This window comes from Tardisphaera saccharovorans (genome assembly GCF_046635845.1).
Taxonomy (GTDB): domain Archaea; phylum Thermoproteota; class Thermoprotei_A; order Marsarchaeales; family UBA168; genus UBA168.
This window is the reverse complement of the sequence record NZ_JAQQXN010000003.1, coordinates 128,155-153,433: the sequence shown is the minus strand read 5'-3', so window position 1 is coordinate 153,433 and position 25,279 is coordinate 128,155. Positions and strand designations below refer to the sequence as shown.

Genomic DNA, 25,279 nt, shown 5'->3' with positions numbered 1-25,279 from the left:
GGTTTGGCCTTTGACGATCCCGATGAGTACATGAGATGGTATGCGAGTAATCCTCGCCTTTACCACGAGGAGCTGGAGCTCATAAGGCGCTTAGATCTGGGGAACTGCGTTGATGTTGGGTCAGGCCCGTCCGTATTTCACGAGGCCATCGGCGGCGCGGTCATTTCCCTTGACCTATCTTATGCCATGTTGCGCGCGGGCAGGCCAGATGAGGATAGAATTCAGGGTAGCGCCCTTAGCCTTCCCTTTCGCAACTCGTGCCTTGACTGTATCAGCTCGATTGCCTCAATTATGTTCTTCAAGGACTTGAGCGGCTTTTTGAAGGAAGCCAGAAGAGTGCTGAGGCCAGGAGGGACGTTGGCCATATGCTCCATTCCCTTGGACTCGCAATTAGGGAAGGTCTACGTCGAGATGGGCAGGGCTGGTGATAAGTACTACAGGAATGCCTCATTCCTCACTAGGGATGAGCTGAGATCTGAGATCGGCAAGCTATTTGAAATCGAAGGGGCAAGCTGCGCGCTCGAGGAGTGCTCCTTCTATTGCGTGCTCGCCAGGAAGCCCCGCGAGCCTTATAATGGAGAAGCAGAGCTCTAGTATGAAGGGCGCTTACGTTTTGGTGGTCGCTACCCTTATTACGTTGGGTTTCTCGTTAGCTGTTTATCAGAACTTTCAAACATCAGCCGTTACAACGGTAACCTCGGTTAATGCCTTAATCGTTTCCAAGGGCATGAGCGCCTTTCAAGTAGAGGCATCCCCGGTCATACCAACACCTTTTTCCGTGAAGGCTCAGGGCTTCTTTGCGGTTCGCCTTACCTTCAATAACACCGGAAACAGGACGGTTTACGTTGATAATATAGCCGCGGACACCCCTGGTTTTACCATTTCAAGCAGCTACTTCTCTGAGTCCTTACCTCTCTCGGTGCCACCCGGCACGTCAAGGGTTCTATACGTAGCGGTTCAGGTCGGGCCTTCGCAATACGCGGGAAGCGTGAACCTAACGGTAGCAGTTTCTTACTCTTAAGCGACTGGAAGAGGATTAAAATGTGGCGCGTCCAGCGAAACTCGAAGCCCGCCTTTCCATGAATAGCGACTTTCCATGACGTAAATGGCTTGAGCGCCGAAGAACAGCGCGACTTATGAACCTCAGCACCAATGGGCTTTTAGACGGTAGAACCTTCTAGAAAAAGACCCATTAGCTAATGGCAATGGTATTGGGGAGATATGAGGGGGAATCAGCCCAGCGTTTTAAGCAGGCCGCTGCCCTTGTTAGCTATTTTAGCTCTTTGGGATTGAGTCGGGAGTCTCCGTCCGCAGTGGCAGGGATGGATAGCCCCCTATAGAAGTGTTTGCAAGTAGCGTTACGACCGATGGCGGTAGGGCGGTGCGGCCCGAACTTACGCCTGTGAATAAAAGCTCCATAACCGCCTTCCGGACGTTGCTGAAGGAAAGTTTCCAGCGTCGGGAAACCGCGCTCCGGTGGCATGGGGATCGAGCGTGGTCGTTGAAGCAGGAAGCCCCGCCCGAAAGGGCAGGGCAGTTCACGGAGCTCGTGATAGAGCACACGCGCATTTTATTCCGTCCTCGCTTTAGCCCTTGTTTTGAACGAGCGTGCTAACTTAAGAGAAGGGTGGCAATGGTGTTTCCTCGGCTGATAGCTTTCGCTGTTGACGTTTTTCAAGTTAGCTAGAAACCAGAGTTCGCCTCGAGAATAATATCACACATGGGAAAACAGGTGAGGGCTGTTGGAGGTAGGCAAGGTCTTGTGCCAGTCCATAACCTTGTGGTTAACACGAGGTGTGGATGGGAAGGACCGAGGAGACCTACGGTGAGGATCCCTACCTCGTCTCCTCCATGGGAGTTGCGCACGTGCCGTCCCTTCAGGCACAAGGCGTAGCCGCAACTGGAAAGCACTCCGCGGGACATGGTTCCTCCGAGGGAGAAAGGAACACCTGTGAACGTCTTCGAGAGGTTCCTGAGGGAAAACCACTTGAGGATGTTTGAAGCTGGCGAACCTTTGGTTGATCATGACAGCTTACCACCACATATGAACATGTGAAGTCTCTTGTCAAGTCGATGACCGGCTGCTTAAGAGCTGGATAAGGAGTAGGGGTTTTGACGGCATGATCATATCGTGTGGATAGGAGGCGTACTCGGAGAGATTGGCGGCGTGGCGTTCACGTTCAAGGAGGCCAGCGCCAAAGCGTCAATAGGGGGATGATGAAGGTCACGTTCCGCGTCCCAGCCGAGATCCTATCCTTCTACGACCAGTACATGAGGCAGATCGTGGAGGAAGGGGAGTACGCCGTGGAGGTGGGTTCCTCCTCAGAAGACGTGAGGCTGAGCGGCGAGCTCTACGTGACGAGAACGCTGGTGATAGGTATAGGAAGAGGTTCTTCAAGGGGCCATCATAAAGTAAGGGTTTCGCTATACCAGTAAACCGCTCAAAGATCTTTTCAAAAAATTTCAGATTGACATGAAAAATACATCCTCCTGTAAAGCGAGTACACATCCGCCTTCTCAACGATTTTCCCCGCGTACATTATGATTACTTCATCTGCTAGCTCCGATATTATCGAAAGGTCGTGGGTGATCAGAATCAAGGAAGTTGAGAACTTCTTCTTAACATCTTCTAACAGCTCCAAGATCTCCGCTTGAACTATGACATCAAGCGCCGTCGTCGGCTCATCCGCGATTATGAGCGGAGGCCTAAGAGCCAACGCCATGGCATATGTCATGGATTGTTGAATAATTTTGATGCGCACCTTCAGCACGCAAGATAAGTAGTGGTTAGAGCCACAATGGTATGCCCACCAAGAGCTCTAACCACTGGAATATAACTTGGGCTAAGGGAAATAAGCCTAGCTCCAAACGCCATTGGCATACCTATAACAGAGAACTCGTCGTAAGGTAGTTCCTGCTAGATGTGAAGCGCTTCAAGCGCTGGAAAAGATCTAAGAAAAAGTGAATAATAACAAAAATTGGAGGTCCCTTTCTAGTAGACTCTTTTATCGGGCGTCAGACTATCTGCACGAGAAAAGCGGAATACTAGCAGACGAAAAGGAATGCTAGCTGAAGAAAAAATTCCTGGAATGATGAGAAATGGTCGTATACTAGCGGAAGAAAAGCGCATTGCGACAAGCAAGGAGGAATATTATCGTGAGAAAAGCCCCTTGTCGCGCAAAAAATCTGCGGATATGATGCGCATTCCACGCGCGTGCGCGCTCTTTCTGCACGCCATTTGCGCGTGCAAGAGGCGTCATTTTTTGGCGTCTCCGCGATTTCTTTTTTGATTTTTGCAACCTAGCGCTGGAGACAGCGCTTAAGGCGTTTGCGTTGCGCTTACCATCCTTAAGAGCGCGGAGACCGCTTCTAAGGGGAAGAGGTACCTCGCGTCGCTCTACCGGGTCGTCCTACCGCTAAGGTCCAAAGGACGGGCAAGGAAGTACCATGCTCTGTGACATAATAACCATAATAAGGGGGTTGAGGAAGGAGGTGGGCCACGGTAAGAGGTGGGCGGTACAGGGCTTCTTGGAAGGGGAAGTTCGGCGAGGACACGAGCTCTAGGAAGCCCCAAACGCTCACCGCGGAGGCAGTGCAAAGGGCATGGGCGTACGACGAGGTGGCGTGTTACGCTGGGGTAAGGACGCGAAAAGCGGAGAGGCAAGGAAAAGCAGACGGAAAAGCACGGCCTAGGATTTATTCAACAAAGCAGGTTGACATGAAAAAATATGCCCAAAATACTTAAATTTATTTTTTAGATAAAATCTATGAAGCTTAAGTTTGTTATGGGGCTTCTCTTAATAGGCCTTTGCGTGGTAGTTCCATTTCAGGTGCTGGCGCAAACTGCGTCACCATCATTTCCTCCCACTTATTCCTCGCTTCATTGGATAACGGTGAGAGGCACGCACTTCGCTTACGATAACGGCACGTACGTCCTACTTCATGGCGCTGACTACTCGGGGGCCGAAGATGACAGCTTTACCTTCACGCCCGAGGACTTCCGGGCCATGTCCTCCTGGGGATTTAACGTGATAAGGATGCCCATAGCGTGGAGCTTCGTGGAACCCAAGCCCGGGGTTTACGATTCGTCGTACATAAGTCAGGTAAAGCAGGCAGTAGCAATGGCAAATCGCTATGGCATATACGTCATAATTGACATGCACCAGTGGCACTGGTCTCCTTGTTTTAGCCAGCTTTACGGTGCTACGACAAACGGGCTGCCGATGTGGGCGGTTCCTTATCAGCAGCAGACCAAGAATGCCGAAGAGAAGGACAAGGCCTACTTCTGGTCCAACACCACGGTTGAGCAGGACTTCGCGAACATGTGGGAGTACGTGGCGTCCCAGTTCGCCAACGACTCCGGCATACTGGGTTATGACCTCTTCAACGAGCCCACTACCCCTACCAACTGGACTTCCCAGCAGATGTACGAAAACATGGCAAGGGTTTACGACATGGCCATATCGGCCATAAGGAAGGTGGACCAGAGGCACGTGATATTCTTCGAGACTTCTGAATGGGACTCTGGAACGCATCCCAACAACTGGGTTGAACCAACCGATCCAGCGCACAAGTTGGCGCTTGAGGTTCACGACTACTGGGCTAACCCCTTGAGCGCTCCCCTTTACGCGGCGCTGCAGGCCTCGCAGAAGTGGGACATGCCTGTTTACGATGGGGAATTCGGGGCGGGCATGAACTCGCCCCTTCTTGCCACGGAGGCGTTCAACAGGTATGGGATCGCTTGGACTTACTGGAGCTACAGCTGGGGGGTCGGAGGAGTTGATTCCATTAACTACCAGAGCAATCCCTTCTTGGGGATACTCGATGAAGCCTATCCTCGCTTATCTTCAGTTCCAGTATCCTCGCTATCCATAACGAACGTCACATCTGATGGCGTCGTGAACTCGGTCACCGTTAACGTTACCTTCGCGGGCAAGTCTGGCTGGGCCGACTTCTTCGTACCCGAGGGCTTCAACGTGACATCTCCCAGCGGCACCTTCAGTCCATCTTCAAGGACCTTCAACGTCACCTTTTACGACGGCAGCGTCTCGCTTCGCCTTACCCCTCCTCCTGGGTACGGTTTCGCTGGTGTGCTTTTCACGATAGCCACGTTGCCAAGCGAGCCTTTGGCTGGCGTCCCGTTCAACGTAAGCGCCTGGGTTAGCTTTTCTTCCAATGGCTCAGCTCTCGGCGGTGCCGCGGTTCTGCTCCTCGCAAACGGCAAGGAGGTTGCCAGCTCCACCACGGACGCCCAGGGCATGGCCCAGTTCACGGCCACCGTTGATGAGGCGGGCAACGTCTCCTTGGCGGTTGAGCTCCAGAAGTACCCGTTCGCCTGCGGAAACAGGACGGTTCGCGTCCTTCCGCCTCCTTCCATATCCCTCTCGGAGTCGCCCTCATCGGTCCCGGTGGGCCACGGGGCATCGCTTGTGGCATCCCTTTCAAGCCAAGGGTCTCCGGTCTCCGGCGTTCCCATCTCCTTCTACGCCAATGGCACGATGATAGGCACGGCGGTGACGAACTCCTCTGGCATGGCTTCCCTTACCTACGTCCCCAGTTCCGCTGGGATAACCTCGTTGAAGGCATCCCTCCCCTCTTATCCCTCAGCAAGCGCCTCCGGCGCCCTAACGGTCGTGCCCTTCACCGCCGAGCGGCTATCCCTTGCGGTCCCACCCACCGCAGCGGTTGGGCAGACCGTGACCTTGAAGGCCACGGTCAATTACCTCAACGGCACGCCTGTCAGGGGCGCCGAGGTGACATTCTACGCAAATGGCACCATGATAGGCACTTCCGAAACTGGCGAGCAGGGCACCGCAAGCCTGACGTACGCGTTCAGTAAGAGCGGAAGCGTCAACGTAACCGCTTCATCAAATGACATGAGCAATTCAAGTAGCGTGAGCGTTCAACAGGTCAGCAGGCAGAAAGCCTCATCATCGCTTGCGGCGTACGCGGCCATAGCTGTGCTCATAGTCGTCGTCTTTGGTATCATCTACTTCTTTGCGTCACGTAGTTCCAAACACTCCTGATTCTTGCATCAGAAGGGAAAGTCGGGTGGATCACGCGATTTTTTGTGCTGCGCTTGAGTTAACGAGGACCTCGTCCTGATTTCAACCTTTTTAGATCCTATGATGTGCTTAGTGACGCGATGTTTGCTTGACTGAGGTGACTTCGTTGGCGTGAAGCCCTCAAGTGCGCTCGCCGATGCGCCCGTAATGCGCTCGTCGGGTCTGCACCCTTGTGGAGTAGTCAATTCACACATATATGCCGGCGCGCGATACTTTCATATGCGTTTCTGGTTTCCCCTGCTTCTGTTGATCGTTTTGCCTTTTTCGTTTGAGGGCTCTCTGGCTCAGGACGGCTACGCTCCGCTGGTATATGACGTGCAAATTGGGGAGACCTTTCCATACAACTTCACCTCAGTATCGGTTACGGTAACTGCCGTTGCGCAAACCGATTTATCGGGCGACGGCCCCGCTTACCTTCTTAACGGCTTAACCGATGCCGGTTGGTGGTATCAGGTCGGAATTTCTTACAACTGGCCATCATCGATTGGGCACGCCAACGGTTTCAGGATGAACTACGAGGTTTTTAACCCTCAAGGTACCTCTGTTTATCCCCAGTATGGCGGAGGAGTTCAGGGTTTCACCGGACCGGTCAGGCCTGGTGACAACGTCACGTTATCTCTCTACATGGCAGGTGGCCTCGTTGTAATGGAGGCCCAGGACCAGAACACGGGGGCGCGTTCAGTTCAAACTTACGTCGCTAAGGGTTCTTTTTTCATTGGTATGAGCAACTCGAGCTCGAACTCCAAGGGATTCTTCACCGGAGTTATGACAGAGTGGTACAGGGCGAGCCTAAACCTGAGCGAGGCGCCCGTCAGTTACGCTTTCGCTCCGATTTCGTCAGCGATCATGTGGATAACCGTTACTGGGGCTGGCACAAACGGCTCCCCCCTTATGCAGATTACCACGGCCAGCTTTTCGAGCTCCACGCCAATGCTTTACTCAGAGGTTCGCTTGAAAGATGGACAGGAAAGGGCGCTCCCGGGCTTGGACGTTACTGGCTCCGGGTTAAGCGTATCATTGGACGTTCATCCCCTTTTGGTCGATTCGGGCATAAGGACGCTCACCATGGAACTGAACGCTTCCGGTGCCCCTGAGGGAAGCCCCGTGACATATCGGCTTTACGGGAACTCGACGCAGCTTGCGTCCGTCGAGTCCGTTTCGGGAGCCAGCATTTCCATCAAGCTTAACGCAACGAAGAGGCTTATCCTCTACGCGGACGCGGTGTCTGGAAACATGATCGGTGGAAGTTCACCCTTTTTTCTGCAGGTGAACCCAGATCCCAGCGTCTCGATCGAGGGCGATGAGCTCTATGACTTGGGTGAGCTCCCAAGGGTAAACGTGACCGTGGTCGGGGGAACGCCGCCTTATGAGCTTACCTTTCTGATAGACGGCAGAGAGCTGAAAAATCTCACGGTACCCCTAGATACCCTGGGCACGAACCTTTTAACCGTGGAGTTAAGGGACGCAACCGGCGTGACGGCAAATTCCTCCTTCAAGCTTTACGTGAGCCCAGATCCCGAGGTCGTGTTGAGCTCCAGTGAAAACGAGAGCGAGGTCGGCTATCCCGTGACCCTGACGGCATGGGTGATAAACGGAACGGCTCCGTACTCCGTTTCAATGTTTGTAAACGGAAGCTACCTCGTTAGCTCCACGAAGTTCAGCTATGATCCCCAAGAGCCCGGCACGTATCAGTTCCTGGCAAAGGTCGTGGACTCTACGGGTTACGGGGCTCTAAGTTATCCCGTTGACGTGACAGTTAGGCCCAGGCTTCGCGCGAGCGTTGACGTCAACCTGAGCAGCGGCCTGTTGTTCTCAAATTCCTCCTTAACTGCGCGCGTTAGCGAGATTGGTGGGCTTCCGCCCTTCAAAATCGCTTGGTACTTTAACGGGAAGGTGATTCAAAGCGGGAGTTCGGCCGTTTACAAAGGGTCCACTAGAGTGGGTTTCAATAACCTGACGGTAGTAGTTGTAGACTCGCTGGGCGTTACTTTCAAGGTTTCCGTAGAAGTGCGCTCAAGTTACAACTACGTGGGATCCGCGCTTATGGCTGCATTGGTAGCCGGAGTTGTTTTTCTACTTTATGCAATCTGGAGGCGCAGACGCGCCCTTTTCCCATAATTTTAAAAAGCACGAGACCAAAATTGTCGATATGGGCAAGAATCAGGGCCACAAGGTTAACCACAGAGGCAACCCGAAGGGCCGCAAACTTGGCGTCACCGAGCTTCTCGTCATAGATATGTTAGGTATTTTCGTTTTAGCGTTGGTATTAAGGCTTGTACCCGATTTCATGGAACCCCCTCACGTGGCCACCGATCCCGACTTCTGGTACTACTACATGGCGGCCAAGGAGCCAGCATGGTTTCACCAGCTCTACGGGGTGGGCCAGCCTCTCGCTACGACCTACTTTGCGGCGGTTGCCGCGTTCTTCTCGGGCCTTTTCCGTTATTCCCTTGCCATGACCATGAAGATAGGCTTCGCGTTGGTAGATTCGGCCTCCGCGCTCGGCCTTTACTTAACGGGAAGGCAGCTCTACAACAGGAAGGCGGGCATCCTTTCGGGCATTGCCTACGCGGTATCGGCGCAGGCCATACAGGGGTCAGCCCTTAAGGTGAGACACGACGGCTTTGCTGTTGCGCTTGTGGTGTTCTCGGGCTACACGTTGGCCCGCCTTAGCTCTTCTGCCGGAAAAAAACTTTACTTTCCGCTGACGGATCTCCGCGTTAAATCGATTCCTTACCTCGCAATTTTAGCCGTGCTCATCTACGCGGCCCACCTTCTGACGTTTTACCAGTTTCTCGTGGTCGTGGGCGTAGTAGGTGCGTTTTTCATGGTCTCGGAGGTCATTGCCCTCATAGATGAGAGAAAGGCGATTCACGTTGTTATGCTAGCCATCATGGCCGTTGTGGCCGCTTACGGTTTCATTCACTACGACGTCGCTTACTTCATAGGCTGGAGCATATCCTCTTCATCCTTCATAATCGAGTTGGCGCCCTTCAGCCCCATTTATGCCTTAGAGTGGCTTAACCTCTTTCTCATATTCGTCCCCTTCGGCATATATTTCGCCTTGAAGAACAGGGAAGCGCTTTCCCTTTCACTCTTCCTCATTACCGCGCCCCTCTACTACCTAGCCCTGCGCGGCATTCTTTACTTCATAATTCCGGTCGCCCTTTCCTTCGGCATATCGCTTAGGGGCGTTCGCCTGAAGAAGACGCTGGCGGCCTTCGTGGTGATTGTGGCTGTCATTAACGTGGGGATCTACTATAACACTTTCCCTGCCATGGTTCAGGACGACGGGACGACGGAAGCCCAGTACAAGGCTGCCCTGTGGATAAGGGAGAACTCACCTGGGTCTGCTCTGGTGCTTGCCAACTGGGACAGGGGGCACCTTATTCAGGCTGTAGCTGAAAGGAACGTTGTTTGGGCAGGCCAGTACGTGCCCTCCATCGGGCAGATAGTGAGCGAGGCCATGTACTCAATAGATGAGAGCTCAAGCCTGCACTACCTGAAGGAGCTTGGGTCTCCAACCTACATATTCCTGGTTCAGGGGACGCTGATTTACTATCCATCGCAGCAGATGCTGACTTACATAACCGGTATAGGGTCACCTCCTTCAGGCTTCAACATAAGCCTTGTGCCGAGGACGGTGCTTTACCGCATGCTCTACGATCCCAGTAGCTTGGCTGACTTTCGTGAGGTCTATTCATCGGGTGGCGTGTACGTTTTTGAAGTGAACTACGCAGATTAGCCGTCAGCGGAGGCGCGGCGTTTCATCTTTTGTCGGTCTTAGAAAGAAGGGCTCTCTCTTAGATATCACAAGATGCGCGAGCTGAGTTGAGTAAGGAAACTTCGTAATGATAGCAGGTACCGAACGCATAACTCGACGGTAACTGTTGTGGTAAGCGGCTCGCTGGGCGTTAGATCGCAGGCCCGTGTTCTGGTGAGATCGGGCTATAACGAGCTTGGGATATCGCTTGCGGTCATGCTCATGTCATCGGTCATCATGCTGATTTACGCGACGATAAGGCGTTTCTCAAGGTCACGTTGAGTCCTATGAGGGAGCTCTTTTCCCGTGGCATGCGTAGCGATGAAGTAGAAGAAGCCCAGGATCGCGCGAAGTCTCGCGAGAAGGGCATGCCATTGCTCAGCTCGCGGTCATGCTACATATAAGTTAAAAAAATGTTTGCTGGTGCCAGGGAATGCTTCTCTTGGCTTGAGCGTTTTGTTTACCAAATGCTCTGCTCTAATGTTGTTACAAGCAAGTCTGAAGTACAAGCTGTTGAAGACTAAATCGAAGGCATTTCGCGAAATCCTTAAGAGCTTTTGCGATGAAATAATTTTGCGATAAAATAACTGGAGGGAAATGAAAAACCTTCTGAAAAATTCGGAGCGATTTCTTCAATACTGATATTCCTCTTCAGCAGCCTCGCGATGGGCGGCTTCATCGCGCCCGTTTCCGCGGCGAACACGGCACAGATATACACCACGGTTAACGCGATGATGATATACACGCCGTCGATGCCGGTGTGGAACATGTATGCCGCTAATAACTTCATAACGGCGAACGCAATGACCTCTGATATGCCGATGGCCATGTACTCGCCTACAACGAACGCCATCATGCCGGTATTAGCCAGCAAGTACGAGGAGTTCCCATCCAACGGCACTCTGATCGTTTACCTGAGGAAGGGCCTTAGTTGGTACAACGGCAGCGCAACCCTTCCGTTTAACGCTTGGGACGTCTATACGGAGTTCTACATAGGGGTAAAGGTATTTTCTTGGTACTTCCCGTTTGTTAACTACACCGGGATACACGTGCTGAACAACTACACGATCGAATTTCTGATTAAGCCTTGGGCTCCTAGCATCCCACTCTACATATTGTCTCAGCGCATCGCAACACCCTATTCTGTCTGGAAGCCCGTCCTTGAGAACGTGACCGCCATGAATAAAACTGAGGCCGTTCTGCATGAAGATGCCATCGAGAGGTTCGTGGCCCCGCCTTGGTTCTTGGGACCCTACTACACGACAATATCGGTACCTTACGGTATAATGCATCTAGATCCTCCCAACCTGGTGAGCGAGTGGGCACCGATATTCCCGTACCACACGTGGCAGGACTACAACCCAGAAATCATCATATGGTGGAGCGGTGGGAACGGACAAACCATGAACGGAGCTCTAGAAGGGCTAGTGGATTGGTCTCAGACGGGCTTCTCTCCCGCGCAGTTCAAGATCCTTTCAAGCATCGGATTTGATAACTTATTCTACTTCCAGTTCGGTGGCCATTGGATCTACCTGTTTAACCCCAGCGTGTATCCGTTTAACATAACGCAGGTTAGAGAGGCCCTGGCCTATGCCCAGAACTACACGGAGGCCGTGGACGCATGGGATGCCTATGGCATTCAGGCGTGGGGAGCAGCGCACAGAGAAACGTGGCCGACCTGCCAATACCCGCAGTGGCTTGACAAGATCACGCCAAGGGTGTATTACGATCCCGCTAAGGCCGCATCTCTCCTCGAAAGCGTCGGCTTCTACAAGCAAAACGGTCAATGGTACATGCCAAACGGCCAACCGTTCAAGATAACCATGGACATACCCGGAGGCTGGACTGACGTGGACACCATCGGTTCGAACGTCGCCTCGCAGTTTACCGCTTTCGGCATACCGACGGAGGTCATAGCCATGGATCCGGGGACGCTTTACTCTGACGTGCTGCCATCCGGGGACTGGTCATTTATGGAGATCTGATCACCAGGTGCGCCTAGCTATGCCACTATGTGGGAGATGGGCTGGTGGTGGTGACTCGAGTACACCAGCGGAAAGGGCAACTGGAATGCCAGCGTCATTTACCCCGTAACTTTACCAAACGGTACCAAATACATTGAACTTTACCAAGGAGTACCCGATATGGGCGAGTGCAGCGCCAGGAACCGCGGCTTACAATCAATCCCTCATTATTTTCCAGTCATTCATAGACATGTACTGGCCTTCGATACCGCTTGGAGATAGGCCGGTGTGGGCACAGATAAACGCCAGGGTCTTCAACATAAGCTGGATACTGAAGTTGCCATTGGACTCTCAGGGCGTGCTTATACAGCCTGGGCCTTGGCCTGGCTGGGCAAACGGAGACAATGGCATATGGTGGCCGTTCTTCGGCGTTACCCCAAGCGGCGTGCTCTCTCCCGTGGCTCAGGCTATGGCAACGCGGACGCTATCGCCACTTTGGGCGCGGTTCTTGGGCATACCCATGAACTACACCAGCAACTACGCAGCAGTGTCACTCTTGAGCGCTAAGGCCTCGCTTGCGGTAACTCCTACATCGATTACGCAGGGAAGCACGGCCTCGGTAACGGCAACCGTTACCTACGCCAACGGCACTCCGGCATCCGATGTTTCGGTGAACTTCAATTCCGATGGAAAGTTGATAGGTACCGCTACCACCGGTGCAAACGGCCAAGCCACGCTCACGTACACTCCCACTTCCTCAGGTACATACACCCTCACAGCTGACCTGACCTCCGCCCCGTCCGTGACGTCCAACTCGGTATCGCTGACGGTAACCTCCAAGACAACCGTTACGCCACCTCCCACAACTCCCACGACCAGCAACGCGGCGCTCTACGCGGTGGTTGCGGGAGTGATAGTCGTGATAGTGGTGGTGGCGGCAGTGCTCGCCCTCAGCAGGCGCGGCAAGAAGGGACCGCAACCAGGCGCGAAGTCGCAGCAGTAAAAATAATCTTTTTGATTTTTCAGAATAACAGAAATCCTTACACTTGGGGGTTGGTATCTTGTTGTTATTGCGCGACGTCTTCGATTGCTGGCGCCCGTTAAGTCTTCGGCGAAATCTAAGCGGGCGATTTTGGGTTGACCAAGCCTGTATCAGTCCTGTGTCGAGAAGGAGGCCCTCAATTTCTTATCTTTCGCTTCATAACCTGTTCGATTGGCTTAACGGACTCAAGCTTGCCCACATGAAATACGTTGCAACGATTCCGTTATTGGTGTTTCTCCAAGAACTGGCTCCAATAAAGTATCTCGGATGGCGTAGAGTAAGCCGAATTACAACTAGAAGGCCGCTTGCAGCTTAAGTTTTACCGATCGGAAACATCCCGCGCTTTGTATAGCCCGTTCCCGTTGCGCGTTAAGTCGACTTTGTGAGGGTGAGGGGTGGCGTTGTAGATATTTGTAAATATGTTTCACAGAAACGTATATATAGGGCTGATGCTCGACAAACTCGAAGGTACAAATGCAATCCAAGTCGTATTCACAGATCAAAAGGTTAGCTGCTCTAGTGGTGCTTGCGGCGTTCTTCAGCACGGGTCTGGCTGCCTTTCCCGCGGTCTCCGCGGCGCCGGCGCCAGCATCCGTAAACGGCGCAATCAACAGCTCGGTTAATGTTGCGGTCACGGTTACCCCCAGCATAACTCAGGTGGGGGGAACTTTTAACATAGCGATGACGTTGGATGCGGGCGGAAGCGGTGCTGTGTACCTTAAGGCTGTGGTAACGCAGCCCGATGGTTCTCAGCACTTCGCCTGGTACAACTTCACCACGACATCGGGAACGTTAACGCAGATATTCCCCAGCGGAGTCTCTCAAACCGAGACGGCTGGAAGCGTTTCCGCGTTCTTCCCTGCTGCAAGCACCTCAGAGATAGGAGCGTACACCCTTACGATCCTCAACTACAACATGACAACGCTCAAGTCAACCCCAGTGGCAAGTACCGAGTTCTACGTTGAAAACGGAATAAAGGTCATAGTTACTACCAACGCCACCACGTCAAGCAATGCCGCCCCGAGGGGAGGCTCCATACTGATAACCGCTAACGCGGCGTACCTCTCCAACAGCGCCCCCGTCACTTCCACCAAGGCCATAGCTACAGCCATCCTTTCGCCCACGTTGAACCCGTCTCAAAGCTACACAGTTACGCTGAGCAATGTGGGCAATGGGCTCTTTAGCGGCACGTTCAACGTGCCATACAACGCTTACTCCGGTTCTTACGAGGTCGTTGCCGAGGTCTCCGATGGCATGGGCAACATGGGTTCCAACTCGACGTTGGCTTACGTTAAGCCCATAACCCTCGCGGTGAGCGCGAAGGTTAACGGCACAGCCTTCCAGAGGACCCAGACCATCCAAATAACCGCCACGGTGACCGGCGCGCAGGGGAAGCCCGTGACCGGTTCCAACGGGACCGCAACGGCGACCCTGTACACGTACGTGAATGGCGCCCTCAATACCGCAACCTCTCAAACCGTCACGCTCACCTACAGTTCTGGCCAGTGGGTTGGCACGTGGACTATACCCTACAACTACCCGACCGGTACCTACGCTTTCCTCGTTAGCGCATCTGATGACCTGGTTCAGCCCGATACCGGTTCTGGCGCTACAGGGAGCTTCGTGATAAACCCAGCCCAGATAAAGGTGTCGCTGACCGCGACGCCGTCATCTGGAGTTAGGGGCACCACGTTCTCCTTCAGCGCGACGGCATGGTGGCCTAACGGCCAGCCGTTCACGAGCGAGAGCTTTGGGACCGATGCCGGGTCAATAACCCTCTACAACAACGTAACCGCCAAGGGCTCGTTGTCGCTAAAGGCGATACTGCTTACGTACGACTCCACGACGGGTACCTGGACGGCGTCGGTGCCAAGCTACTGGAACACCACGACGGGAGTTTACTCGTTCTTCGCGTTCGCTCACGACTCCTTCGGCAACAGCGGGACGTCGACCAACGCCTACGTCACGGTTCAGCCGATCACGCTCACCATAATCCCGTGGGGAGAGGAGGTGATAAACGGTAACTCCACCTCCGCTACCCTTTACATAAACTTCAACGTCACGTACCCAAGCAACGTGGTCAGCACCGCGGGCGGTAACTTGGGATACATACCCTTCAACGAGATACCCAACCACATAGACGCCTACATACTCGTCAACGGCAAGATAGTTAGGAACGGTTACGACTGGTACTACAACTGGTCTCTTAGCACCAAGGGAACCGCTGTCTACTCGCTTTACACCGTCGTCAACGCTACCAAGTTCTCCAGCTGGTACCCAACTGGTACCAATGCCGGAGTAACCAACACCGCTGCCAGCGGGGCCGTCAAGGGCTGGCCAATTTCACCCAGCATGGGCCTTGGCAATTACACGATCCAGATAAGCTACTTCAGCGATAACGCCACCGCGCCCAATACCGGAACCGGGATCAACAGCTTCCCAGTGGCCGAGATAATAACCCAGAAGCTACCGAACGTCCAGCAGTCCGTTGGTGCGAGCTTGCCTCTTGCCCTCAACGTCTACACTGGAGGCACTTGGGGCAGCCCGTCGGTCAACCCATCTCTCTTGCCAACGAGCGTCGTGGTTCACCTGTGGGAGCAGTACCCGCAGAACCACGCACACATCTACACGATCCCGCTATCCCTGACCAACCCATCTGCTGCCCTATACACGGGCACGCTCTTGGTCGATCAGGCATCCAACGCCGGTGGAACGCAACCGTCCTCGATACCCGGAATGTTCGCTGGTCTGTACTGGGCCAACGAAGTCGCGACTTTCAGCAACAAGTTCGTGCTGCCCACGGTGATCGATTCCAACGCTGCCTCTACCAACGTCACCGGAGACGTTGTCTTCCACCTCACCAGGCCGTTCATAACCGCGAACACGACCCCGGTCGTGTACAGGCCCAACGTCTGGTATTCCGTTAACGGTACCGTCACGGACAACTATGGTCACCCGATATCCGGCCTAAGCCTAGTGTTCAACCAGTACAACCTCAGCGAGTTCCAGAACCTCACCACCCTCAGCGATGGAGCCATAGTCCCGGCGCCCAACAGCGGTTACGTGCTGATAATCCCAGCTGATGCTCCCAACGGGATTTACCCGTTCAACTTCACCATCGAGACCGGGACCCCGAACTCGGTCAACTCGTTCTACACGTGGTTGACCGGCGCCTCACCGACCTACTACTTCAAGGTCGAGAAGGCCGTAGTGGTCCCGACCATATCCGTTAGCGCGTCCGTCAGCCCGAGCACCGTAACCAATGGGTCGAGCGCTGAGCTCATTGCGCAGGTGACCAGCAACGGAGTGCCGCTTGCCGGCGCCTCCGTCAAGGCAACCATAACGATGCCCAACGGAACGTCGACCATAACGCTGAGCCCCACGTCCACAGCTGGAGCGTACTCCGCTCCGATCAGTATATCTAGCATGGGTCCAGCTGGGCTTTACACAGTCGCCGTCAACGCGTCGAAGGCTGGCTACGTTAGCGGTAGCGCCGTCACGACCTTCACCGTCAAGACGGTGGTACCCGTTACCGTTACCAAGCCTTTGAGCATAGCTCTGTCGGTCAGCCCAAGCAGCATAGCCAACGGAACGTCTGGCGTCATATCGGCCAGCGTCACCTACAATGGGCAACCCGTCACCTCCGCCACCGTGACCGGAACTCTGGTAAGTCCATCTGGTACTACCACGAGCCTCCTGTTCACCACCAGCTCGAGCACACCTGGTCTCTACACGGCTACGGTCAACATCCCATCTACCGGGCCCGCTGGGACCTGGAGCGCGACCGTTAGCGCGTCCGCCACCGGGTATCAGTCCGCGAGCTCCGGCATAGCCTTCACGGTGACGCTCGTTAAGCCAACGGTTATACCTAAGCCAGCTCCGGTCAACTTGACCTACGTGTACCTGCTAGCTGGGCTTGCCGCCATCTTCGCCCTCATTGCTCTGATATACATAGCCGTAAAGTTGAAGTGAGCAGCTAAAACTTAATTTTTTGTTTTTTCTCTAATTTTACTTTTTTATCGTTGTTGAAATAGGCACGATTTCGCCAAGATTTATCGCGCTTACTAGGGTTAGGCAGCAAGCGAGGAGCGGTGGGACGCGTATCAAGGGCGCTGAGTTCGGTCACCTGTGCGTGCGCCTCCCATAGGAGGTGATCTAGTCATGGGTGTTCGCGATCTTGCACTTATGTCTGGCTTTCACGGTGTTCGTGACCCTGCCCTTCTTCGCCCTCACAGTCAATATGGAAACCATTGAGCTATGCTTAAAAGTTTCGAAACACCATATATTATGGATACGCAAAACCTGATTTGGATTGCGAAGAAGGTAATCTATCTATTTCTCGAGCTATTCTTCGCGATCACGTTGTCCTTCTTCCTGATTTTGGCGATGCCGGGTAACCCCTACATCATCATATTACAGGGGCTTTTGAGGAGCGGTATGCCGGAGCTCCAGGCTGAAGCTGAGGCAGCTGCCCTAGCAGGCTACAACCCTTCTGAAGGCGTGTTGGGGAGGTACTTCACGTGGATCGTTAATTTCTTCCATGGGAACCTAGGGTACTCGGTCGTTTATGCCTCCAGGGTTTCGCCCGTTGTTGCCGCAGCGGCCCCTTGGACCATCATCATAGTGCTGGTTTCTCTCACCCTCGCGTTCGTGACTGGTTTCTTCTTGGGACTGGTTGCGGCTTCCACTTCGAGCAAGGCCCTCGACGCGGTAATATCGGGGCTCATGTCATTCTTCCAGTCGATCCCGAACTACATGCTCGCGCTGTTGCTTCTGATAGTGCTCGCGGTTGACCTTCACTGGTTCCCGCTTTCGGGAGCCTATGGCCTCGGAGTTAGCCCAGGTCTCAACTTCGCTTACATTTCGAGCGTCGCATGGCACCTGGCGCTGCCCATACTGACGTTTTACCTGATGCTCTTCCCGGGGTGGATGTTCGGGACGAGGGCTATAGCCACGAGCCTGATGAAGGAGGACTTCATAATGGTCGCGAAGGCTAGAGGGGTTTCGGGCAACAGAATGACCTTCTCGTACGTGGGCAGGAACGCCCTCCTCCCTCAGTTCACGTCGCTGATGTACTCCTATGGCCTGCTATTCGGTTCCTCCATATTCATAGAGACCATATTTGACGTTCCTGGCCTCGGATACCTGCTGACCACAGCAGCAGGGGCAAGGGATTACGAGCTCACCATTGGGGCCTTTCTGATCATAATAGTGGCCGTCATAATCGGCAACTTCGTTGCCGACGTGGGCTACGGCCTCATAGACCCCAGGGTGAGGGGCAAGTGAGGTGAGAGGAAGTGAGCAAGCAGAGAAGCCTATCGGAGAGGTTCAAGGACCTCCTTACCTCGCTTTACGTTTCCGTGAAGCTGATAACCAGTACCACGCAGGGAAAGATAGGGTTCACCATATTCGCGACCGTGGTCATAATAGCGCTCATAGCTCCAATTTTCCCTTACCCGGGGCCGAGTTGGCAGAACACCCTGTACGAGGGCGAGCTTCCAGGCACGAAGCCGAACATGTGGTACATACTCGGCGGCGACTACTTGGGCTCTCCCATGCTCCTTGACATCATATGGGGCCTTCAGTACTTCATGATAGTGGGGCTGATCGCCGCGATACTGACCGTAGGCATAGGGGTGCTGTTAGGGCTCCTCGCGGGATACTTGGGAGGGTGGGTCGACATGACCCTGAACTTCGTGTTCAACATATTGCTTACCATACCTTCATTCGCCCTATGGTTGATACTGGCCATAATATTCAGAAACGCCGGGCCGGTGACGCTGGGCTTCATATTGGGGATTCTCAGCTGGGCTGGGCTAGCTAGGGCCATAAGGTCCGTGGCCATAGCGAACAAGGCCAAGGACTTCGTGGAAGCCTCAAGGGCGCTGGGCCTGAGCTCCTGGAGCATAATTTCAAACGACATAATGCCAGCCATAATGCCTTACGTGTTCATGAACTTCATGCTATCCCTGAACGGTGGTATCTACGGCTCCATGGGGTTGGCATTCCTTGGAATACTGCCCTACACCACGATAAACTGGGGGGTGCTCGTAAACGTTGCCATATTCCAGCAGGCATCGGTCTACACGTGGAAGGGGACGGTACCGCTCCTCATAATCATGGTCATATCTACCATAATATTGATGGGTTTCATATTCACCGCAAACGCCTCGGACAGGCTGTTCGATCCTCAGAAGAGGAAGGAGGCGGAGAACATGATAGCCGCTTCCAGAAACAAGAAGTGAGAGATTATGTCGCAAAGCTCGGAAACGGTGTTGTCGGTAAGGAACCTAAGCGTCAGCTTCGCTACCTCCATAGGCCTTGTCAATGCCGTAAAGAACGTGTCGTTTGACGTCAAGAGGAGACAGATATTCGGGCTCATAGGGGAGTCGGGTAGCGGAAAGAGCACTACAGCTCTTGCCATAACGAGGCTGCTGCCCGGATATGCGGTTGTAAAGGGAGGCATAACGTTCTACGACAAGGGGAAGGCCATAGACGTGCTGAAGCTTAACAACGAGCAGTTGAAGGACTTCCGCTGGAATCACATTTCGCTCGTCTTCCAGGGGGCCATGAACTCCCTTAACCCAGTGCTTTCCGTGAGGGAGCACTTCATGGATACTGCGCAGGCACATGGAATAAAGGACAAAAAGAAAATAGAGCAGATGGCCAGGGAGCTGCTCACCTCGGTCAGGCTTAATCCAGACCGCGTGCTCAATTCATATCAGCACCAGCTTTCTGGAGGGATGAAACAGCGCGTTATGATAGCTCTTGCACTTCTGCTGAGGCCTGAGCTCATAATACTCGATGAGCCCACTACGGCGCTCGACGCGCTCACGCAGAGGCAGATACTTGACCTCGTTAAGGAGATAAGGGATAAGTACGACACCTCGATCATATTGATCACGCACGACCTCTCCGTTATAGCCGACACCGCAGATGAGGTACTCGTGCTTTACAGCGGCACGCCCATGGAGAAGGGGAACATAAACGAGATATTCTATGAGCCGCTAAACCCGTACACGCAAATGCTCATAGATTCCTTCCCCATGATAGGGAGGGCTGTGAGGGAGAGGCCTCAGATGCTTAAGACTGCTTCGGCAACCGGCTGCCCCTATGCCACTAACTGCCCGCTGGCGACGCAAGAGTGCTTTGGAGCAGAGATGAACCTTAAGGCCGTGAAGGGATCTCACATGAGCAGTTGCATACACGCCGACCAGTTGGTTGGCAAGATAAGGAACGTCGAAGTGGAGGGTGATCCCAAGTGAGCGAGGAAGAGCTGATAAGGGAAAGGGGAACGATTGCGGCAGAGCACTTGACGGTGACCTTCGAGGCCAAGAGGGGACTGTTTGGTCACATACCGTTCAACGCCGTTGACGATATTTCCGTGTTGATAGAGAGGGGAAGCACGGTAGCCCTTGTAGGGGAGTCGGGAAGCGGTAAGACGACCCTTGGAAAGACCCTTATAGGTCTCATAAAGCCCAGCAGCGGCCACATCTACTTCCATGGGAAGGACGTCTGGAGGATGACAAAAGACGAGTTCATGGACTTCAGGATGAAGTCTCAGATAATCCATCAGGATCCGTATTCAAGCCTTAACCCGTACAAGAGCGTGTACGACGTGCTGGCCCTTCCCCTGAGGGCGCATCACTTAGCGGGAAGCAAAGAGGAGGAAAGGGAAGCAGTTTACAAGATGCTCGAGGAAGTGGGCCTCATACCCGCGGAGTTCTACGCCGAAAAGTACCCCTTCGAGCTTTCCGGTGGGCAAAGGCAAAGGGTTTCCATAGCAAGGGCGATGCTTTTGCAGCCAGAGTTCGTGGTTGCGGACGAGCCCATAACCATGTTGGATGCGTCGCTGAGGCTCGGAATACTGGACACCATGATGACCCTTCAGAGAAAGATGGACCTCAGCATGCTCTTTATAACCCACGACCTTGGCATGGCGTACTACATAGCTGGGAAGACTGGAAAGATCGCCGTGATGTACCTAGGGTCGGTGGTTGAGTTCGGGTCCGCAGAAAGAGTTCTCAAGGATCCGATGCATCCGTACACGAAGGCCCTGCTTTCGGCGATACCGGAGCCAGATCCCAAGAAGTCCAGGAGCAAGCAGCTCATGAAGCTCACGAGGATGGACCCACCCGACCCAAGCCGCGCGCCACCGGGATGCAAGTTCAGCGATAGGTGCCCGTTTGCCTTCGACAGGTGCAGGAAGGAAAGGCCGAAGCTTTCGCAAGTGGGAGACGAACAGGTTGCCTGCTTCCTTTATCCGAACGTTGAAGGGACCCCTGTCGAGAGCGCGGCGAAGTAATTGGACCCTCAAACCGGCAGGTTCTTTTTTGGATTTTTGATGACATTTTTATTCTTGCTTATTTTTTCGTTTATTTTCATGCCACCGGGATCGCCTAGCCTCCCTCTGGCGGAAATAGGCCTCGTTATATGGGTAGGGCTTTTTGCGTTCGTGGTTTATGACATAAGGAGGGAAAGCAAAGCGTAATGGCGCTAAGAGGGCGGGTACCCAGAAGGGGGCTGACCATGCTTTTCGGCGGGCATTGGCGGTCGCAGGGCCCTATTGTAGCTAAACTTAAATATGCACGGACCCGATTTACTATGGAATCAAAGGAATCCCTAGCCCAATTGGAGCATGCGGTTCACTGGGCAAGGGTGATCGGCTTTCTCGTCTTCTTTGCGTGGGCCGTGGGTTTTGCTTACTTCTTCGCTGTATTCGCGGTAGGCTTGTTCATAACCCCCTGGATGCTGGGAGACGTGATCACGCTTTATGGACTGACCTACTTTGCCGTTTTCGCGGTCTTTGTTATTCCAGCTTATCTCGTGTACAGGCACATGGGAAGCATGAGGTACGCGCTTAAAGCGAAGAACTACAAGTTGCTAAAGCAGCTGGACGGCAAGGGATGGGCGTACCTGGAGGTTGCGTTTGCTGGTATTGTACCTGCCATCGTCTTGCTCGTGGTTCACGTTCCAATAGCGGTCGTGAACGGACTATTGAGGAAGCCCTTACCTGAAATAGTGGTTACATCCTTAGAGCCATTTATGCTGGTCGTTGGTTCGGCGTTGAGCTTCGTGGAGGCATACCTGATAATTAGACTTAACGGACAAGCGGAATCCTTAAGGCTGCAGCAATCTGCCCATGAGGTTTAAGTTTCCGGCGTCTCGCAAGCGATGGGCGCGCTACGCTGCGGGCTCATTGGTCGCCTCGGGATTCATGCGGTGAACGGCATGTGAGTTCAACGACTTTGGGGTCTCATCGCCTTGATGCCATCGACCCTTTGATAATGTCCGCTGAGTGAGAAGCGGCTCGCCGCAGACCACAATGCGGACCAGCAGAACGATGGCTAGGGCATTTTTATGACATGGTTTTGCCCGTTTGCGAGCAGTGCTCGCGGTAAGCTAGGTTTTCATCTTTCTTTGCCCCATTTAACCCTAAGTTTCTTCCCGCGTACGAAGCTTTCAAGTCGGCTCTTTCTTGTCCTCTTAGAATTCAAGGTGATATTGGCTTTTGCATGGGAGGTTTATTGGCGTTATTTTATTGATAAACTCGTGATAAACAATTATGACTAAATTTTGCGCTCGATCAAGCTAGTTGATCGATTTATAAGTTTAAGTAAAGAATTCGGTCTTAATTATAAATCGGTCAAAAGGCTTGTGGTAGAACGCGTTATCCTTAAATGTATCTAGCCCTTATTAATTGAGGAATAAATTGAGGAATTTCCTTAAAAAACTTGCGGCTTACTTTGCGGTAGCGGTCTTCTTGCTCAGCAGCCTCGCGATGGGCGGCTTCATCGCGCCTGTTTCAGCCCAGAAGGCCCCGCAGATAATAACCACAAACAACTCTACTTTACTGTACTCTCCGTCGATGCCTGTATGGAACGTTTTTGCTGCTAATAACTTCATAACCACGAATATACAGACTTCTGACCCCCCGCTTATGTGGTATGATGGCATCACAAACGCTTTCTTGCCTGGACTTGCGACGGGCATATCTGAGTTCCCGTCCAATGACAGCTTCATCCTCTATCTAAGGAAGGGGCTTAATTGGTACAATGGATCTGCCACGATGCCGTTTACCGCGTGGGACGTCTACACTTACTTCTACATAGAGGCCAAGGTGTTCCAGGGATACTCACCATACCTAAATTACAGCAAAATACGCGTCTTAAATAACTACACGATCGAGTTCACGCTCAACTCGTGGGCCCCTACTCTTCCGAACATTCTGGTGCAAACGATCATGTCCACTCCTTACGAGGTTTGGAAACCAGTTCTCGCCAACGTCACCAAGATGAACTCCACCGAAGCGGTTGCCGATGCTAGCAACGTGGAGCACTTTGTTCCTGCTCCTTGGTTCCTTGGGCCTTACTACGATACAGTCTCGGTACCATACGTAGTTTGGCACCTTGACCCGCAGAACCTGCTGAACGAGTGGGCAGCCGTTTACCCATATCACACGTGGCAGGACTACAACCCAGAAATCATCATATGGTGGACCGGTGGAAACGGACAAACCATGAACGGGATGCTCGCTGGTAAGGTAGATTGGTCGCAAACCGGCTTCTCCCCAGCTCAGTTCAAGGTACTGGAGACCTCTGGCTTCCAGGTTCTGCCCATGCCAGACTACAGCAACTGGGGAATCCTTATAAACCCCGGAGTGTACCCGCTCAACATAAGCACCGTAAGGCTTGCGCTCGCTTACGCCATAAACAGGACTGAGGTAGTTGACTCATGGAATGCCTATGGTATCAACCTTTGGGTGCCGTGGAACCAGCCGGGAATGTGGGCTCGTTACGTTTCACTTCCCAGCTGGCTGGAGAAAGACATGACAAACCTCACCTATAACCCCTCTTATGCAGCTCAGCTGCTTGAGAGCGTTGGCTTTACCAAGAAGAACGGGCAGTGGTACATGCCAAACGGAAAGCCCTTCACTCTGAGCATGCAGCTTCCCGGAGGCTGGACGGACGTCAGTACCATGTTTGAGAACGCTGCCTCTCAGTTAACCACTTTCGGAATACCGACGCAGACGTTTGCTGATGACGTTGGTACCTACTTTGGGACCATGCTGCCGGGCGGTGACTTTGAGCTAGCCTTGATATACTGGGGATTCCAGAAGGCTTACGCTACGTCATGGTCGATGGGCTGGTGGTGGTGGAACATGGAGTACACGTCTGGCAACGGCTGGCTTACCACAAACAATTATCCGATAGTGTACCCGAATGGCACAAAGGGCATATTCAACTTCAACAGCTGGTACGGCCAGCTTGAGTCGGCGGCCCCGATGAGCGCGCAGTACAACCAAACGATGCTGGAGCTAGTTGCCTTCCTAAGCACACAAATGCCCATAATTCCGCTAGAGTCCAAGTACGCAGGCATCGCGCTGTCGACGAGCGATTTCAACACCTCATGGATACTTAAGTTACCGGTTTACAGCCAGGCTACAATAGTGTATCCCGGTATAAGTCCCGGCATGGTTAACGCTGACTCGGTGCTCTACTGGCCAACCATATTCGGCGTAACGCCTCCAGGAGTTCAGTCTCCCCTTGCTGAGGCCATAGCCACCGACTCGCTTGCACCTGAGTTCGCGGCCTTCCTCGGTCTGCCGCTGTCCTACTCCGCCCACTACACTGCAAGCGCCCTCTCCACCGCCAAGGTCTCGTTGACCGTTAGCCCCACAACGCTCACTGCGGGTACTTCCACAACGCTCACGGCAACCGTTACCTACGCCAACGGCACTCCGGCATCGGGCGTCACCGTTGACTTCCTTGCCAGCGGTGCCGAGATAGGTTCTACCACGACGGGAACCAACGGTCAGGCCTCATTCACCTACACGCCTACATCGCCTGGCACGCAGAGCATAGTTGCCTATCTTGCCTACGCCCCTTCGGTGAAGGCCTCACCGGTAGCCATAACCGTTGAGAAGCCAACCACCATAACCCCGACGAAGGTATACCCGACCCTGTCGCTGTCCGTGAGCAAGTCCTCAGTTATACAGGGCTCTCCTGTGGTCCTTACGGCAACGGCCACGTTCCCGAACGGCACTCCCGCTTCGGGCTACTCCGTTGGCTTCTTCGCCAACGGCGCCGGTATTGGCACCTCGACGACGGGAACCAACGGCCAGGCCTCCTTCACCTACACGCCTTCCACCGTTGGCGTTGAGACGCTCATGGCCAACCTGGTTTCGGCGCCCTCCATAACCTCCAACACGGTATCGCTGAACGTCACCGCGATGCCAACCGTTACGCCACCTCCCACAACTCCCACGACCAGCAACGCGACGCTCTACGCTATTGTGGCGGGAGTGATAGTCGTGATAGTGGTGGTGGCGGCAGTGCTCGCCCTCAGCAGGCGCGGCAAGAAGGGACCGCAGTCACAGCCACAGCAGCAAAAATAAAACCCTCTTTTTTTCTTTATGTAACGTAATCCGTAAATGTTGAGCTGG

The 25,279-nt window shown here is 53.6% G+C and carries 18 protein-coding genes; 17 read left to right on the top strand and 1 reads right to left on the bottom strand.

Annotated features, from left to right (window positions below; all coding sequences use genetic code 11):
* Positions 1 to 3: 3 nt before the first annotated feature.
* The 4 genes from PRZ02_RS06230 to PRZ02_RS06215 all read left to right on the top strand — a co-directional run bounded on the left by PRZ02_RS06230 (position 4) and on the right by PRZ02_RS06215 (position 2,436).
* Positions 4 to 594 (top strand): class I SAM-dependent methyltransferase, encoded by a 591-nt coding sequence (locus PRZ02_RS06230; protein ID WP_449464975.1) that lies wholly within the window; start codon positions 4 to 6, stop codon positions 592 to 594.
* Between the two features lies 1 nt (position 595).
* A complete protein-coding gene (locus PRZ02_RS06225; RefSeq protein WP_449464974.1) occupies positions 596 to 1,021 on the top strand; it encodes a hypothetical protein in 426 nt (141 codons plus the stop codon).
* Positions 1,022 to 1,800: 779 nt separating this feature from the next.
* Positions 1,801 to 2,001, top strand: coding sequence for a glycoside hydrolase family 3 N-terminal domain-containing protein (locus tag PRZ02_RS06220; RefSeq protein WP_449464973.1), 201 nt, complete (start codon positions 1,801 to 1,803; stop codon positions 1,999 to 2,001).
* Between the two features lie 216 nt (positions 2,002 to 2,217).
* Positions 2,218 to 2,436 carry a fibronectin type III-like domain-contianing protein gene (locus PRZ02_RS06215; RefSeq protein ID WP_449464972.1) on the top strand — a complete coding sequence of 73 codons (219 nt, stop codon included), beginning with the start codon at positions 2,218 to 2,220 and terminating at the stop codon, positions 2,434 to 2,436.
* A gap of 17 nt (positions 2,437 to 2,453) precedes the next feature.
* Here PRZ02_RS06215 and PRZ02_RS06210 read toward each other — a convergent pair whose 3' ends face one another.
* Positions 2,454 to 2,762: a hypothetical protein gene (locus tag PRZ02_RS06210; RefSeq protein WP_449464971.1), complete on the bottom strand. Its 309-nt coding sequence runs from the start codon at positions 2,760 to 2,762 to the stop codon at positions 2,454 to 2,456.
* Between the two features lie 1,005 nt (positions 2,763 to 3,767).
* Between PRZ02_RS06210 and PRZ02_RS06205 the strand changes: the two genes are divergently transcribed.
* From PRZ02_RS06205 to PRZ02_RS06145, 13 genes are all read left to right on the top strand, one after another.
* A complete protein-coding gene (locus tag PRZ02_RS06205) occupies positions 3,768 to 6,026 on the top strand; it encodes a cellulase family glycosylhydrolase (RefSeq protein WP_449464970.1) in 2,259 nt (752 codons plus the stop codon).
* A gap of 258 nt (positions 6,027 to 6,284) precedes the next feature.
* Positions 6,285 to 8,183 carry a hypothetical protein gene (locus PRZ02_RS06200; protein ID WP_449464969.1) on the top strand — a complete coding sequence of 633 codons (1,899 nt, stop codon included), beginning with the start codon at positions 6,285 to 6,287 and terminating at the stop codon, positions 8,181 to 8,183.
* A 31-nt stretch (positions 8,184 to 8,214) separates the two neighbouring features.
* Complete coding sequence (locus PRZ02_RS06195; RefSeq protein ID WP_449464968.1) at positions 8,215 to 9,810, top strand: hypothetical protein; 1,596 nt, start codon at positions 8,215 to 8,217, stop codon at positions 9,808 to 9,810.
* A gap of 147 nt (positions 9,811 to 9,957) precedes the next feature.
* Positions 9,958 to 10,110, top strand: a complete 153-nt coding sequence (locus PRZ02_RS06190) for a hypothetical protein (protein ID WP_449464967.1) — start codon at positions 9,958 to 9,960, stop codon at positions 10,108 to 10,110.
* Between the two features lie 383 nt (positions 10,111 to 10,493).
* Positions 10,494 to 11,813 (top strand): ABC transporter substrate-binding protein, encoded by a 1,320-nt coding sequence (locus PRZ02_RS06185; protein ID WP_449464966.1) that lies wholly within the window; start codon positions 10,494 to 10,496, stop codon positions 11,811 to 11,813.
* 133 nt (positions 11,814 to 11,946) lie between these two features.
* The gene (locus tag PRZ02_RS06180; RefSeq protein ID WP_449464965.1) at positions 11,947 to 12,795 is read left to right on the top strand and encodes an Ig-like domain-containing protein; all 849 of its coding nucleotides are present in this window, start codon (positions 11,947 to 11,949) and stop codon (positions 12,793 to 12,795) included.
* 513 nt (positions 12,796 to 13,308) lie between these two features.
* Complete coding sequence (locus PRZ02_RS06175; RefSeq protein ID WP_449464964.1) at positions 13,309 to 16,806, top strand: FixH family protein; 3,498 nt, start codon at positions 13,309 to 13,311, stop codon at positions 16,804 to 16,806.
* 315 nt (positions 16,807 to 17,121) lie between these two features.
* Entirely contained in the window at positions 17,122 to 18,120 is a 999-nt protein-coding gene (locus PRZ02_RS06170; RefSeq protein ID WP_449464963.1) for an ABC transporter permease, read from the top strand.
* 11 nt (positions 18,121 to 18,131) lie between these two features.
* The gene (locus tag PRZ02_RS06165) at positions 18,132 to 19,079 is read left to right on the top strand and encodes an ABC transporter permease (protein WP_449464962.1); all 948 of its coding nucleotides are present in this window, start codon (positions 18,132 to 18,134) and stop codon (positions 19,077 to 19,079) included.
* Between the two features lie 6 nt (positions 19,080 to 19,085).
* The gene (locus PRZ02_RS06160) at positions 19,086 to 20,099 is read left to right on the top strand and encodes an ABC transporter ATP-binding protein (protein ID WP_449464961.1); all 1,014 of its coding nucleotides are present in this window, start codon (positions 19,086 to 19,088) and stop codon (positions 20,097 to 20,099) included.
* The gene (locus PRZ02_RS06155) at positions 20,096 to 21,139 is read left to right on the top strand and encodes an ABC transporter ATP-binding protein (RefSeq protein WP_449464960.1); all 1,044 of its coding nucleotides are present in this window, start codon (positions 20,096 to 20,098) and stop codon (positions 21,137 to 21,139) included. Before PRZ02_RS06160 ends, PRZ02_RS06155 begins: the two co-directional genes overlap by 4 nt.
* Before the next feature lie 299 nt (positions 21,140 to 21,438).
* A complete protein-coding gene (locus PRZ02_RS06150) occupies positions 21,439 to 21,987 on the top strand; it encodes a hypothetical protein (protein ID WP_449464959.1) in 549 nt (182 codons plus the stop codon).
* A gap of 547 nt (positions 21,988 to 22,534) precedes the next feature.
* On the top strand, positions 22,535 to 25,231 hold the full coding sequence (locus PRZ02_RS06145) for an ABC transporter substrate-binding protein (protein ID WP_449464958.1): 2,697 nt from the start codon (positions 22,535 to 22,537) through the stop codon (positions 25,229 to 25,231).
* Positions 25,232 to 25,279 lie beyond the last annotated feature (48 nt).